This window comes from Megasphaera hominis, from assembly GCF_014269395.1.
In the GTDB taxonomy this organism is placed as follows: Bacteria; Bacillota; Negativicutes; order Veillonellales; family Megasphaeraceae; genus Megasphaera; species Megasphaera hominis.
This window is the reverse complement of record NZ_JACOGK010000004.1, coordinates 45,907-58,661: the sequence shown is the minus strand read 5'-3', so window position 1 is coordinate 58,661 and position 12,755 is coordinate 45,907. Positions and strand designations below refer to the sequence as shown.

Sequence of the window (12,755 nt, the reverse complement as noted above, 5' to 3'; positions counted from 1 at the left end):
GAAATACCATGTCCGGACATTCCAAATGGGCGAACATTAAGCGCAAAAAAGGCAAAAACGACGCCATCCGCGGCAAGATCACGACGAAGATTTCCCGTGAAATCACTATTGCCGTACGCATGGGCGGCGCTGACCCGACAGGCAATATGCGCTTGAAGCTCGCACTGCAGAAAGCAAAGGAAAACAACATTCCGAAAGATAATATCAAACGGGCTATCCAGAAGGGCGCAGGCGCTTCGGAAGGCCAGAACTACGAAGAAATCACGTACGAAGGCTACGGCCCGGCAGGCGTTGCCGTTACGGCTAACGTCCTTACGGATAACCGCAACCGTGCAGCAGCTGCCGTACGTCATGAATTCAGCAAACACGGCGGCAACCTCGGTGAAACAGGCTGCGTATCGTGGATGTTCAAAAACCAGGGTATCTTTATTGTCAGCAAAGACAACGCTACAGAAGAACAGCTCTTTGAAGTAGCCCTCGATGCCGGTGCTGACGACGTCAAGACCGGTGATGAAGAATTCGAAATCATCACGACGCCGGACGTGTTTGATGACGTAGAAAAAGCCTTGGCCGACAACAATATCGCAACGGAACACGCCCAGATCACTATGGTTCCGGACAACACCATCGCTCTCAGTGTAGAAGATGGCAAGAAGCTGGAAAATCTGATCGACGCCCTCGAAGATATCGATGACGTACAGGACGTATATCACAACGGTGAATTCCCGGAAGATATGCCGGAAGACTAATTCCTTACATAAAACAGCGCTTTTGCAGACAGTTCTGCAAAAGCGCTGTTTTTACGTGGCAAAAGAAAAGAGGGTACGCCGCGGCGCACCCTCACACGTTATGTACTTAGTAGCCCATGAAAACGTCGGTCTTGATGTTTTCGGCTTTGACACCTAAGCCTTCCAGACGTTCCGTGAAGGCTTTGTTCATGCCTGGCGAACCGGCAACCAGATATTCTGCTTCATTGCCGTTAGCCTTGGCATAATCATCCGTACCGCTCATGAATTTGTCGCGAATAGAAATGAGCTGCAAATCGATGGCCGGAACCTTGGCTTTCATTTCTTCCCAGAAATCCTTATAGGCGAATTCGCCGCGGTCATCCGAATAGAGAACCGTCAATTTATGGTCCGCAACGGGAGCTTCCATATAATGACGTAGGAGAGCACGAATCGGCGTAATCCCAATACCACCGGCCAGGACAACGGTCTTCTTGTAATGGTCCGTATCAAAAGCAAACGTGCCCATCGGTTTGGCAACTTCCATGGGATCTCCTACCTTGATTTTGTGAAGCAATACTTCCTTGAAGCTCGTATGCGGGTCGGCAATACGCGTTGTAAACATGAGATAGCCATCTTCCGGAGCCGATGCAATCGTAAATACACGCGTATCACGATCTTCTTCAGCCAGTTCGAAACCCGGTAATTTCCAAAGTACGTGCTGGCCGGCTACCCATGTAAAGCCTGCGGGAACGTCGAGAATAAAGCTGTATGTGTCACTCGTTTCCTGAACAATTTTGGTAATTTTCGTCTTAGCAAAATCCATAGCAAAGAACCTCCTTGTAGTATAATACGTTGAGAGATAATATCTGTTGGACGGAAAATGGGGTGAAGCGAAAGCCCCTCACGTACTTCACACGCGCACGCTGAAGCACGGCTTTTCACTTTTCCCACTTCTTAGTTATATAATAACACAAATTCTTACTTTGTGTTAGTTATTTCTTAGTATTATTTTGTGCAATTGCAGTTTCCGTATAACAAAATATGACGTATAATAATATAAAAAGCATTCCCTGCGAGGCAAGCGGACCTGCAAGTCTCTGCAGAACCTAAACGCAAAGTATGACAAAGCAATTGACCAAACATATACAGGAGGTAATCACCATGAAAAAAACGATACTCATCAATGCCAGTCCCCGTAAAAAATGGAATACAGCCCATTTGCTGAAGGCTGCCGAAGCGGGCGCCTGCGAAGCCGGAGCAGAAACGGAATACGTCGATCTCTATGACGTCAAGGGGACAGGCTGTCGCAGCTGTCTGGCCTGTAAGAAAAAGGACGGCCGCCGCTGTCATTGTTTCTGGCCCGATGGCTTTTCGCCGCTCATCGATTCCATCTTCGCCGCTGACGCCGTCATCATCGGTACGCCTATTTATTTCGGTGAACCGACAGCCCAGTTCCGGGCCCTCGTAGAACGGCTTATTTTCTGTTCCTTCTCGTATGACGACTATTCGTCCTATGTAGACAAGAAAATCAATGTCGGCCTCATTTACACCATGAATGCTCCCTATGAATACTACGAAAAAACCTACAAGGAACAATTCAAACGGACAGAAGACCTCTTCCGCTACCTCAAAGGGACGGTCTCTATCTATGCGGCGTGCAATACGCTGCAAGTAGAAGACTACAGCAAGTTCAACATGGCTTCCTTCAGCGAAACGGAAAAAAAGGAACACCAGGAATTTCAATTTCCTAAAGATATGGCAGCCGTCAAAGCCATGGCAGCCCGGTTAAGCCAATAAAAATTAAATCTATGCGAAAAGACCGCCTGCGGCGTATGTGCAGGCGGTCTTTTCGTTAGTTAGGGATATGTGATTAATGATGGATATCGATGATATGACCTTTGTCCTGTACGGTTTCTGCCGTAGCTACGGGAACAGCGCCATCTTCAAGCGGTACGGTACTGCGGCGCAGTGTCGTTAAGATACTGTGATTGTAGCCGTAGAAGTAGTAAATGGCAAAGCCCAGGACGAGCCAGACGACGAAACGGATCTGTGTGACTAAGGGCAGCATGTAAATGAGGACGCCACAGAAGAGAATAGCTAAGGCCGGAATGACCGGAACGAGGGGGCACTTGAAGGCACGGACCTGGTTCGGAGCTTTTTTGCGCAAGACGATAACTGCGGCAGAGACGATGATGAAGGCACAAAGCGTACCGATGTTGGTCATTTCGGCAACGATATTGATGGGCAGGAAGCCTGCTGTGACGGCCGTAATGATGAAGACCAGCAGGGAGCTGCGGGCCGGCGTCTTATATTTCGGATGGACGTGACCGAAGAATTTCGGCAAGAGACCATCACGGGACATAACGAAGAGTATACGGCTCTGGCCAAAGCTCATGACCAGGAGTACCGAAGAAAGACCGCAAATGGCGCCGACAGAAATGGCTGCGGCACCCCAGTGGTAGCCGACGCTCTGCAGGGCAAAGGCAACCGGAGCGGCTGTTGTCTTGAATTCAAGATACGGTACCATGCCGGTGAGGACAGCAGAAACGGCGATGTAAAGAACCGTGCAGATAATGAGAGAAAGAATAATGCCGCGGGGCAAATCACGCTGCGGATTTTTTACTTCTTCAGCTGCTGTTGAAACGGCATCAAAGCCAATGTAGGCAAAGAAGATGATCGAAGCACCGGCAAAGACACCAGACCAGCCAAAGGGCATAAAGGGAACCCAGTTGGTTGTTTCTACGTGGCTCACGCCCAAGGCCAGGAATAAGGCAACAACGGCCAATTTGATGCCGACGATGATGTTGTTGACAGTAGCGCTCTGCTGTACACCATGAATGTTGATAAAGGCTATAAGCGCCAAAATGGCAATAGCCGGCAGATTGACGAGACCGCCGTCATAGGGGGCCATAGTCAGGGCCTGAGGCAGTGTAATACCCAGATTCATAAGGATATTGTTAAAATAGCCGGACCAGCCAATGGCCACAGCCGACACGGCGAAGGCGTACTCCAGAATCAAATCCCAGCCGATGACCCAAGCCCAGAATTCCCCCAGGGCTACATAGCCATACGTGTAGGCACTGCCGGCAACGGGCACCATAGCAGCGAATTCGGCATAACAGAGAGCCGCACAGCCACAGGCGATAGCAGCAATAATGAAAGAAATAATCAGTGCAGGACCGGAATAATTCGCAGCTGCCACCCCTGTCAGAACGAAGATCCCTGTCCCTACGATGGCCCCAATCCCCAGCATTGTCAGGCCAAAGGTTCCGAGAACGCGGTTCATACCGCCGTCCTTCTTGGTTTCTAAAATGAACTCGTTGATACTTTTGGTGCGGAAGATATTCTTCCTCATAAGACATTCCCCCTCGAATAAGTTTTGTACATCCGTAACAACTGTAGATTATACACGCATTTATTAATTTGTAAAGATATTTCATGAAAAATATTTTGTTTTTATCATAAAACATGTAAAGTTCAAAAGTTATTAATGAAAAGACGACTATTTAATTTATTATTAAACGCAAATTAGAAATGACTAAAGTGCATATTCAAATAGCGAAAATATGCGATAAATAGGCTTTTCTGTATATACAAGAGACAATTTAGGTGTAAAATAAAAAGATAGAAAGGAAGCCGGTTTTTCCGCATCGTTCAGGCTAATGGCTTCTTTCGTATTACTTTTTCTCTGGCAGCCAGTCTTCTCTATGGCTGCTACGCTACTGGGAATCACGTATATATTTCTTTTCGGTATATATAAAAAACTAAAAAAATCAAGTAAAAAATGAATAACACAAAGGATGTGACAGAAAAGAGCCAAAATGGAAAATAAGACTTGAAACTTAAAAGATGTATAAACCTTATCTTGAAACTCTTGACATTTTGTTAACATAAACGATAAAATAATTTATGAGTATAAAGGTAAACTATGGAAGAATACAAAAGGGCATTTGTGAAATATATCCTTTTTCCTATTCACCCGATTGAATAGGGCATCCATAGTTTTTTAATGTAATTAGAGAGAGAGTATGAAGGGTAAAAAACATGATTAAACAAATGCGATACTTTCAGGCAGTCGTGCGCTGCCGCAACTTTACTGAAGCTGCAGAAGAATGCAACATTTCCCAATCTGCCGTATCACAGCAGATTCAGGCGCTGGAACGGGAACTGGGCGTCAAATTACTCAACCGTGACAGACGAAAATTTTCTCTTACGCCGGCAGGTGAACATTTCTACCGCAAGAGCCTCATCCTGATCCACGATTTCGACCGCCTGTGCGAAGAAACGAAATTGCTCGACCAGGGCATTAAACAGGTATTTACCGTAGGCTATCCGCGCCAATATCACGGCACGGAATTGCAGCAGATCATCCCGGAATTTCGTCAGAAATATCCGCATTTGCCGCTCTACCTCGTAAGCGGTACACATGATGACTTATACAACCTTTTACGGGAAGGCAAAGCCGATCTGGTCTTTAATGACCTGCGCCGTCAGCCTGCTGATAAATATGTCAACCAGTTCCTCATCCAGGAAAAGGTCTACGTAGAATTACCGGAAACAAGCTATTTGGGCCAATTGTCAGATATTACGATGGACGATCTGAAAAATACGCCGTGCATCATCATTACGACGCCGGCCCAGCAGTCCGATGATGAAGCCTTTTATCGCGACTATTTCGGCGTCCAGGGCGATTTTGTCCAGGCAGCCAACTTAGAAGAAGCACAGCTCTTCGTCTTGTCCAACCGGGGCTACTATCTGTCCGAATGCCGTCAGCCCGTCAACGCTGACAACAGCGGCATCCAGCTCTTGCCGCTCATGAAGGATGGCAAACAGGTAACGCGCGATTATTATGCCTTCTGGAATAATGAACAGACAGAAGAATACATTGCTGACTTCGTCGCTATGTTTGAAGAAAAACTTGGGAAATAAGAATCCCTAATTGTATAGCACCGAAATTGGAATTGATTCGTCGCCGTATCTCCTATACAATATAGGTACAGGCATGAAAGATACTGCGCAGTATACGGAGCCTGGCTGATTGGGAAACAGAAAGGCGGTATAGTATATGGATAAGAAAATCATGCTGGTTGTCGGTGCCGGCCAGATTTCTCTGGCTATTACAAGACGCCTGGGGACAGGCAAAAAAATCCTCATCGGTGACCTGAAAAAGGACCATGCCGAAGCGGCAGCCACACTGTTGCAGCAGGCTGGCTTTGATGCGGAACCGGCGACGCTTGATGTGTCGTCCCGTAACGATATTCGGGCCTTTATTGAAAAAGGACAGTCCTACGGGCCCATTACAGGGCTGATCAACGGTGCCGGCGTTTCGCCGTCCCAGGCATCGATAGAAACCATTTTAAAAGTTGATCTGTACGGTACGGCCGTGCTTCTTGAAGAAGCAGGCCAGGTCATAGCTCCCGGTGGTGCCGGGGTTATCATTTCCAGCCAGTCCGGCCATCGTATGCCTGCTCTCACGGCAGCAGAAGACCGGGCCTTAGCTATGACCCCGGCAGAAGAATTGCTCCAATTACCGCTCTTGCAAACGTCACAGATCCGTGACACGCTCCATGCGTATCAGCTGGCGAAGCGGTGTAATGAAAAACGCGTCATGTACGAAGCAGTCCGCTGAGGAAGGCGGGGAGCCCGTATTAACGCCATTGCACCGGGGATCATCGTCACGCCCTTGGCATTGGACGAATTCAACGGTATTCGCGGCGATTTTTACAAGAACATGTTCGCAAAATGCCCGGCCGGCCGTCCCGGTACGGCTGACGAAGTAGCCGATGTGGCAGAACTCGTCATGAGCGAACGGGCCGGCTTCATTACCGGTTCGACCTTTTTAGTTGACGGCGGTGCCACAGCATCCTTTTACTATGGCCCCTTGCAGCCGGAAACAAAATAAGCAAAAAAAAGTAAAGGCCTTTCCGGTTTAGCGGAGAGGCCTTTTGGCATGGGCGCAACTACGCGGGAAACATTGCAGGACTAAGGCAATTTTGCTATACTATGAGAAGAATAACCAATACTATGTGAAATATTGAAATGTAGTAAGCAGGTCATTCAAAAGAATCTTTCCTTTTTATAGAAAGTGAGGCAAGTACTATGAGTTACACTTGGAATATTCCGACGAAGGTATTATTTGGCCCGGGCAAACTGGGCACGTTGCATAAAGAAGCCGCACCAGGCAAGAAAGCGCTCATTGTCATTTCCAACGGTAAATCCGTCAAGACCAATGGCAGCCTGGATAAGCTGCTCGGCGAATTACAGCAGTGGGGCGTAGACCACGTCATTTTCAATAAAATTCAGGCCAATCCGCTGGAACCGACCATCCAGGAAGGCGTAGAATTTGGCCAGCAGAACCAGTGCGATTTTGTCATCGGTTTAGGCGGCGGCTCCGTCATGGACTCGGCCAAGGTCATCGCTTCTATGATTCCCCAGAAAGGTGGCCGCGTCTGGGATTACGTTGCCATGGGCTCAGGCGGCAAGAAACCGCAGACCGAACCGGCCCTGCCCTTTATTGCCATCACGACCAGTGCCGGCACGGGCAGTGAAGTCGACGCCGGCGGCGTCGTGACCAACCCTGTGACCAATGAAAAGACGGCCTTCTTTGGCAAAATGCCTGTTTTGGCCATTGTCGATCCGGAACTGATGCTGACGGTACCGCCCAAATTCACGGCCTTCCAGGGCTTCGATGCCTTCTTCCATAATGCTGAAGGTTACATTTCCAAGGGCTGTAACGAAGCCGGTGAAATGGTAGAATTGACGGCCATTAAGAAGCTGGCCCACTACCTGCCCATTGCCGTCGCCGATGGCAGCAACCTCGACGCGCGTACACAGGTAGCCTTTGCCAATACGCTGGGCGGCTACTCCATGGACGTCAGCACCTGCACGAGCGAACACAGCCTGGAACACGCCCTTTCGGCGTACCACCAGGAATTGCCCCATGGCGCCGGCTTGATCATGCTCTCCCTGGCCTATTTCGCCACCTTTATCGAAAAACACGCCTGCGACGACCGCTTCATCGATATGGCCCGGGCCATGGGCGTCATCGATGCCAATAAACCGGAAGATTTCCTGACAGCTCTCAAGGCTATGCAGGAAGCGTGCGGCGTAGCGGACCTCAAGATGAGCGACTATGGCATTACGCCTGACGAATTCCCTAAGATGGCCAAGAATGCCCGTGACAGTATGGGCCCCTTGTTCCTCTTCGATCCGGCAGAACTTTCTGATGAGGATATTATTCACATTTATCAGGCATCGTACCGTTAAGCTGTGACCATATAGGTGAAAAGACTCCCTGTGGCTGTTCGCATACTCGAAAGGCTATAGGGAGTTTTTATATGCGAATATGGTGAAAGCGTATAAATCGTAGAAAATAGATAAATTTGGTGTTCTATTTTCTATTCTTACGTTGTATAATAAAAGAACAAAAAGAAGATAATGTGAGTTAGGAGATGGTTTCCGTGACGATAAAACGCGTATTGGCAATTCATGATCTTTGTTCCTTTGGCCGCTGTTCCTTGACCGCAGCCATTCCTGTAATTTCTGCCTTAGGCTCCCAGGTCTGTCCGTTCCCGACAGCCCTTTTTAGCAACAACCTGACCTACGGGGAATTCGTTTCTAACGACTTGACACCCTTCATGGCCGATATGATGGACAAATGGGAAAAATTAAATCTCCATTTCGACGCGATTTACAGTGGCTTCCTGGCTAACGCTGCCCAGACCGCTGTCGTCCGTGAAGCCGTTACGCGCTTTGCTAAAGACGGCCAGCTGGTTATCGTCGATCCGGCCATGGCCGATGACGGCCAGCTCTATGCCGTATTCGACCAGTCCATGGTAGAAGAAATGAAGAAACTCGTCGCCGTTGCCGGTCTTATAACACCGAACTACACAGAGGCCTGCCTCTTGACGGATACACCGTGGCGTGAAACGGCGCCAACGAGGGATGAATTGGAAACGCTCTGCCGCAAGCTTCTGGCGTTGGGGCCAAAACAGATCATCATCACCTCTGTACCGGGTGCAGCCAATGAAATCCAGGTCGTCAGCCAGAGTGCCGGCGAAGACGATTTCCAGATCTACGCTGTACCGCGTATTCCCTTTGGTACCTGTGGCACAGGCGATATCTTTACGAGCGTCATTACGGGCTGCGTACTCAAGGGCAAAGCCCTGGCAGAAAGCACGCACATTGCCGCCGATTTCCTAAGCGAAGTCATTCAGGCTACTCTCGATTCGGGTATCGACCCGCGTCAGGGTATTCAGCTGGAAGATAAGCTGCCGGCACTGCTAAAACTCTGATTTCTTAGCGATTCCTACTTCCACGAGAGGCTCTTCTCCCGTGGAAGTTTTACGTATGGGGGGAAGATACACTATGTTTGTTACTGTACTCAAATGGCTCGCCGCTATCATTGCCGTCATTGGCGCCGGTGCGTATTGGTTCGTCTCGCTGCCGCAGATGGATCCGCTCATGACGCCTGAGCGCAAGGCCTGCATTGAAGCGTCACCACACTATGTGAACGGCCAGTTCGTGCCGGAGACGCCGCACACGCCTGTAACACCGTCGTGGTCCTTCTGGAAAGAATTTCTCTTTCCTACGCCGGGCAAGACCATTCCTGCCGTGCCTATGGTTGCGGAAAAAACGGATCTCAAAGCACTGGACCCGCAGCAGGACGTCGTCGTCTGGCTGGGCCACTCGTCCTTTTATATGCAACTGCACGGTAAGAAAATCCTCATCGATCCCATTGCCGCTACGTATGCGTCACCAGTGCCCTTCGTAGACAAAGCCTTTGACGGCAGCAACGTCTATGGTCCTGACGATATACCGGACGACATCGACGTTATGGTCCTGTCTCACGATCATTGGGATCACTTGGATTATGACTTCGTTCGTGCCATTGAGCCTAAAGTCAAGCATGTCGTCACAGGCCTGGGCAACGGCGGCTACTATGAAAAATGGGGCTACCCCTTGTCTAAGATCGCTGAAGAAGACTGGAATACGCCAGTCAAAATCGACGACGACCTGACTGTCTGGGTCTTGCCGGCCCGTCACTTCTCAGGACGCATGCTGCACCGCAACCAAACCCTGTACGCCAGCTTTGCCTTCATTACGCCGGACCGTAAGGTATTTTATAGCGGCGATGGCGGTTATGACGGCCGCTTCAAGCGTATAGGCGACCAGTTTGGCGGCTTTGACCTGGCTCTCCTTGAAGACGGCCAGTACAACGAAAATTGGGCCTCTGTCCACATGATGCCCGAAGAAACAGCCCAGACCGCCGTCGATCTCCGGGCCCGCGAAGTTGTACCCTGCCACAACGGCAAGTACCCCTTGTCTATGCACGACTGGGACGAACCGTACAAACGCATCGTCGCTGCTTCAGCCGGAAAAGACTATTATTTAGCCACGCCGGAAATCGGCCAGGTCGTACGCATCGGTGATACACAGCAGACCTTTACGCACTGGTGGGAACAAATGCGGTAGTAATTGTTGCATTTTCGTGTCATTTCATCTCTTTTTCTTGCTTTTTTTCTTCGAAACAGCTAATATAGAATACGTTCAAAAACAAGGGCAGCATGCCGTTTGCATGCTGCCCGTCTATTTTTTGCGGTCTTTTAGGACCCTTGGGGGAGAAGAGAATGGATTGGTTTGTTTCGGTTTATAATATGATGAGCAGAGAAATAGAACATGGCGGCCCGCACGTGCACATGCTGGCCTTTTTTCTGTTTATCGGCATCGGTATTTTTATTTTGCATTGGGTCTTCCGCGGCCTCATCGAGCTGTTGTGCCGCGTTACGCCAGTACGCCGGGAAAGCTGGCGCAATACGTTCCGCTTCATGCCGACTCTCCTTGGGATACTCCTGGGCATTCAGCTGACGAAGGGTATACTCAATTTGCCCGATTTCGTGCAAAATATCTTAGAGCGCCATTATCACAGCGTCGTCATCATTACGGTGACCTTCTTCTTTGCCCACCTCCTGTCAAGCTACCTGAAAAGCAAACTCATGAAGAGCGGCAATGAATCGGCCACGACATCCATCTTGACGACTATCGTCGACTTAGGTGTCTACATGGTAGGCCTCATCATCATCCTCGGTTCCTACGGCATTTCCATTTCGCCGCTCCTGACGGCTCTCGGTGCAGGCAGCCTGGCGTCGGCCCTGGCCCTGCAAGATACACTGGCCAACCTCTTTTCAGGTATTACGACACTCCTGTCCCGGCAGGTGCACATGGGCGACTATATCCGCCTCGCCTCCGGCGAATCCGGCCGCGTAACGGACATGAACTGGCGCAACACTACCATTCGTACCGGTACAGGAAATATGGTCATCGTGCCGAATAAAAGCATCGCCTCAGCCACACTTACCAACTACGAACAGCCCTTGGCCGAATGCACCATTTCCATTCCCCTGACTATTACGTACGACAACGACCTGCAGCACGTCGAAGACGTGACGCTGCGCGTAGCCCGGGACATCCTCGAAAGCAGTGAAAGCGGCGTCACAGGCTTTGAACCGTTGGTCCGCTTCGATACCATGGGTGATTACGGCATTACCTTCAACGTAGTCCTGCGGATCCGCAACATCGTCGATGAAGCCGTCCTCAGGCACGAATTCATCAAAGAAATCTTTACGGTCTATCAAAAGGAAAATATACAGCTCCTAATTAGGAAAGACTAAGAAATAAGCCGGGCTGGCGTACTATGCGCAGGACATAGTACGCCAGCCCGGCTTCGTTACACTTGGCCCGCTCATTGCGCTCGCATCGGTAAGGACTAGGACGCTTTCGGCCTGCCTCAGGGACTGTACGTGACGCCTCTGCGAGCCACTTTCTTCCCGGAAAAAGCTAAATCAAGATCCCATGCAGATGCTCCACTTCATGCTGAATCACTTCAGCCGTAAATCCCGTGAATTTCTTTCGTTTTTTCTTGAAATGGACATCCTCATACTGCACCTCAATCGTTTCAAAACGCGTACACGGCCGCGTCCCTGTCAGGGAAAGACAGCCTTCCTCCGTTTCGTAGGTGTTCTTCGACGTCTTCACGATTTCCGGATTATACATGATGATCGTCTTCTTATCATGGCGAAAGGCGATGATAGCTTTGGTACTGCCAATCATATTTGCCGCCAGGCCTGCGCACGTTTCCAAATGCGCCTCCAGTGTATCCTTTAAATCCACCGCCACAGCTGCATCGTCCGGCGTCGCTGCCTCAGCATGGCGCTGAAGGAAAATGATATCTCGCACAATTTCTCGTTTTATATATATATCCTTTCTCCTTATATGGTGCTATAATATACCCGATAGGTACAGAATTGACTAGCTACACCTAGTATAATAGACGAAAGAAGGAAAGAACACAATGGCAAAAATATTACTTATCGCCGGTCATCCCCATCCGGAACAATCCCTGGCGAACGCCACCATTCTAGAAGAAATCAAAAAATCTGACTTGGACATCACCATCGAAGACTTGGCCGCAAAAGGCTGGAACTTCGACATTCCGGCAGAACAGGCCGCCGTCAAAGCAGCCGACGTCCTGGTTTTCCAATTTCCCTTTTATTGGTATTCTTATCCGGCCCTCCTCAAGAAATGGGTAGAAGAAGTCCTGGCCCACGGCTTCGCCTATGGCAGCCAGGGCACAGCTCTGCAAGGCAAAGACTTTATCATTTCCTTCACTGCCGGCGCGCCTTTTGACACATACAAAGCAGGCAGTACGCAAAACCGCCCGGTGGCAGAATACCTCTACAACTTCCAGCAGCTCGCCGAATTCACGGGCATGAAACCCCATGATCCCATCGTCACCTACGGCTGCATGTACGTCCCTGGCGTCAGCACCGAAGAAGACAAGAAGCGCATCATCAGCGACTGCAAAAAGAGCGCAGCAAAACTGCTAGAAGAATTGAAGAAATGCTAAGGCAAGCCAAAAGACGTCCACACAGGGCGTCTTTTTTTTTCAATGTGTATAATTATATGATTTGAATTATACAAGATAAAGAATGATTAATGACAAATCAGTATGCATGATGAATGAAAAAC

The 12,755-nt window shown here is 49.4% G+C and carries 12 protein-coding genes and 1 pseudogene; 10 read left to right on the top strand and 3 right to left on the bottom strand.

What is annotated here, in order from left to right:
• Nucleotides 1–8: 8 nt before the first annotated feature.
• Nucleotides 9–749 carry a YebC/PmpR family DNA-binding transcriptional regulator gene (locus H8J70_RS02150; RefSeq protein WP_186502146.1) on the top strand — a complete coding sequence of 247 codons (741 nt, stop codon included), beginning with the start codon at nucleotides 9–11 and terminating at the stop codon, nucleotides 747–749.
• A 106-nt stretch (nucleotides 750–855) separates the two neighbouring features.
• On the opposite strand, the gene H8J70_RS02145 is transcribed toward H8J70_RS02150, so the two are convergent.
• Nucleotides 856–1,551 (bottom strand): ferredoxin--NADP reductase, encoded by a 696-nt coding sequence (locus tag H8J70_RS02145; protein ID WP_186502144.1) that lies wholly within the window; start codon nucleotides 1,549–1,551, stop codon nucleotides 856–858.
• A 338-nt stretch (nucleotides 1,552–1,889) separates the two neighbouring features.
• Here H8J70_RS02145 and H8J70_RS02140 point away from each other — a divergent pair, with 338 nt between their 5' ends.
• On the top strand, nucleotides 1,890–2,525 hold the full coding sequence (locus H8J70_RS02140) for a flavodoxin family protein (RefSeq protein ID WP_186502142.1): 636 nt from the start codon (nucleotides 1,890–1,892) through the stop codon (nucleotides 2,523–2,525).
• Nucleotides 2,526–2,598: 73 nt separating this feature from the next.
• Here the strand turns inward: H8J70_RS02140 and H8J70_RS02135 are convergent, their stop codons facing one another.
• Nucleotides 2,599–4,083 (bottom strand): amino acid permease, encoded by a 1,485-nt coding sequence (locus H8J70_RS02135; RefSeq protein WP_246415232.1) that lies wholly within the window; start codon nucleotides 4,081–4,083, stop codon nucleotides 2,599–2,601.
• A gap of 689 nt (nucleotides 4,084–4,772) precedes the next feature.
• On the opposite strand from H8J70_RS02135, the gene H8J70_RS02130 reads away from it, so the two are divergent.
• The 7 genes and pseudogenes from H8J70_RS02130 (at nucleotide 4,773) to H8J70_RS12560 (ending at nucleotide 11,398) form a co-directional block, all read left to right on the top strand.
• Nucleotides 4,773–5,657: a LysR family transcriptional regulator gene (locus tag H8J70_RS02130; protein WP_186502140.1), complete on the top strand. Its 885-nt coding sequence runs from the start codon at nucleotides 4,773–4,775 to the stop codon at nucleotides 5,655–5,657.
• Between the two features lie 136 nt (nucleotides 5,658–5,793).
• Nucleotides 5,794–6,357 (top strand): SDR family NAD(P)-dependent oxidoreductase, encoded by a 564-nt coding sequence (locus tag H8J70_RS02125; protein WP_222433547.1) that lies wholly within the window; start codon nucleotides 5,794–5,796, stop codon nucleotides 6,355–6,357.
• Nucleotides 6,358–6,369: 12 nt separating this feature from the next.
• A pseudogene (locus tag H8J70_RS12450) lies at nucleotides 6,370–6,630 on the top strand (SDR family oxidoreductase); the annotation flags it as partial.
• A 197-nt stretch (nucleotides 6,631–6,827) separates the two neighbouring features.
• Nucleotides 6,828–7,994: an iron-containing alcohol dehydrogenase gene (locus tag H8J70_RS02120; RefSeq protein WP_186502137.1), complete on the top strand. Its 1,167-nt coding sequence runs from the start codon at nucleotides 6,828–6,830 to the stop codon at nucleotides 7,992–7,994.
• 194 nt (nucleotides 7,995–8,188) lie between these two features.
• Complete coding sequence (locus H8J70_RS02115; RefSeq protein WP_186502135.1) at nucleotides 8,189–9,022, top strand: pyridoxamine kinase; 834 nt, start codon at nucleotides 8,189–8,191, stop codon at nucleotides 9,020–9,022.
• Between the two features lie 73 nt (nucleotides 9,023–9,095).
• The gene (locus H8J70_RS02110; RefSeq protein WP_186502133.1) at nucleotides 9,096–10,202 is read left to right on the top strand and encodes an MBL fold metallo-hydrolase; all 1,107 of its coding nucleotides are present in this window, start codon (nucleotides 9,096–9,098) and stop codon (nucleotides 10,200–10,202) included.
• A 155-nt stretch (nucleotides 10,203–10,357) separates the two neighbouring features.
• Nucleotides 10,358–11,398, top strand: coding sequence for a mechanosensitive ion channel family protein (locus H8J70_RS12560; protein WP_186502131.1), 1,041 nt, complete (start codon nucleotides 10,358–10,360; stop codon nucleotides 11,396–11,398).
• Nucleotides 11,399–11,564: 166 nt separating this feature from the next.
• On the opposite strand, the gene H8J70_RS02100 is transcribed toward H8J70_RS12560, so the two are convergent.
• Nucleotides 11,565–11,963: a peptide deformylase gene (locus tag H8J70_RS02100; protein ID WP_343068680.1), complete on the bottom strand. Its 399-nt coding sequence runs from the start codon at nucleotides 11,961–11,963 to the stop codon at nucleotides 11,565–11,567.
• 115 nt (nucleotides 11,964–12,078) lie between these two features.
• Between H8J70_RS02100 and H8J70_RS02095 the strand changes: the two genes are divergently transcribed.
• Nucleotides 12,079–12,633 (top strand): NAD(P)H-dependent oxidoreductase, encoded by a 555-nt coding sequence (locus tag H8J70_RS02095; RefSeq protein WP_186502129.1) that lies wholly within the window; start codon nucleotides 12,079–12,081, stop codon nucleotides 12,631–12,633.
• Nucleotides 12,634–12,755: the final 122 nt, after the last annotated feature.

Bases quoted from the DNA above. Each gene is read 5' to 3' on its own strand.
- H8J70_RS02150 (WP_186502146.1), top strand. From the start codon at position 9: ATGTCCGGACATTCCAAATGGGCGAACATTAAGCGCAAAAAAGGCAAA.
- H8J70_RS02145 (WP_186502144.1), bottom strand. From the start codon at position 1,551: ATGGATTTTGCTAAGACGAAAATTACCAAAATTGTTCAGGAAACGAGT.
- H8J70_RS02140 (WP_186502142.1), top strand. From the start codon at position 1,890: ATGAAAAAAACGATACTCATCAATGCCAGTCCCCGTAAAAAATGGAAT.
- H8J70_RS02135 (WP_246415232.1), bottom strand. From the start codon at position 4,083: ATGAGGAAGAATATCTTCCGCACCAAAAGTATCAACGAGTTCATTTTA.
- H8J70_RS02130 (WP_186502140.1), top strand. From the start codon at position 4,773: ATGATTAAACAAATGCGATACTTTCAGGCAGTCGTGCGCTGCCGCAAC.
- H8J70_RS02125 (WP_222433547.1), top strand. From the start codon at position 5,794: ATGGATAAGAAAATCATGCTGGTTGTCGGTGCCGGCCAGATTTCTCTG.
- H8J70_RS02120 (WP_186502137.1), top strand. From the start codon at position 6,828: ATGAGTTACACTTGGAATATTCCGACGAAGGTATTATTTGGCCCGGGC.
- H8J70_RS02110 (WP_186502133.1), top strand. From the start codon at position 9,096: ATGTTTGTTACTGTACTCAAATGGCTCGCCGCTATCATTGCCGTCATT.
- H8J70_RS12560 (WP_186502131.1), top strand. From the start codon at position 10,358: ATGGATTGGTTTGTTTCGGTTTATAATATGATGAGCAGAGAAATAGAA.
- H8J70_RS02095 (WP_186502129.1), top strand. From the start codon at position 12,079: ATGGCAAAAATATTACTTATCGCCGGTCATCCCCATCCGGAACAATCC.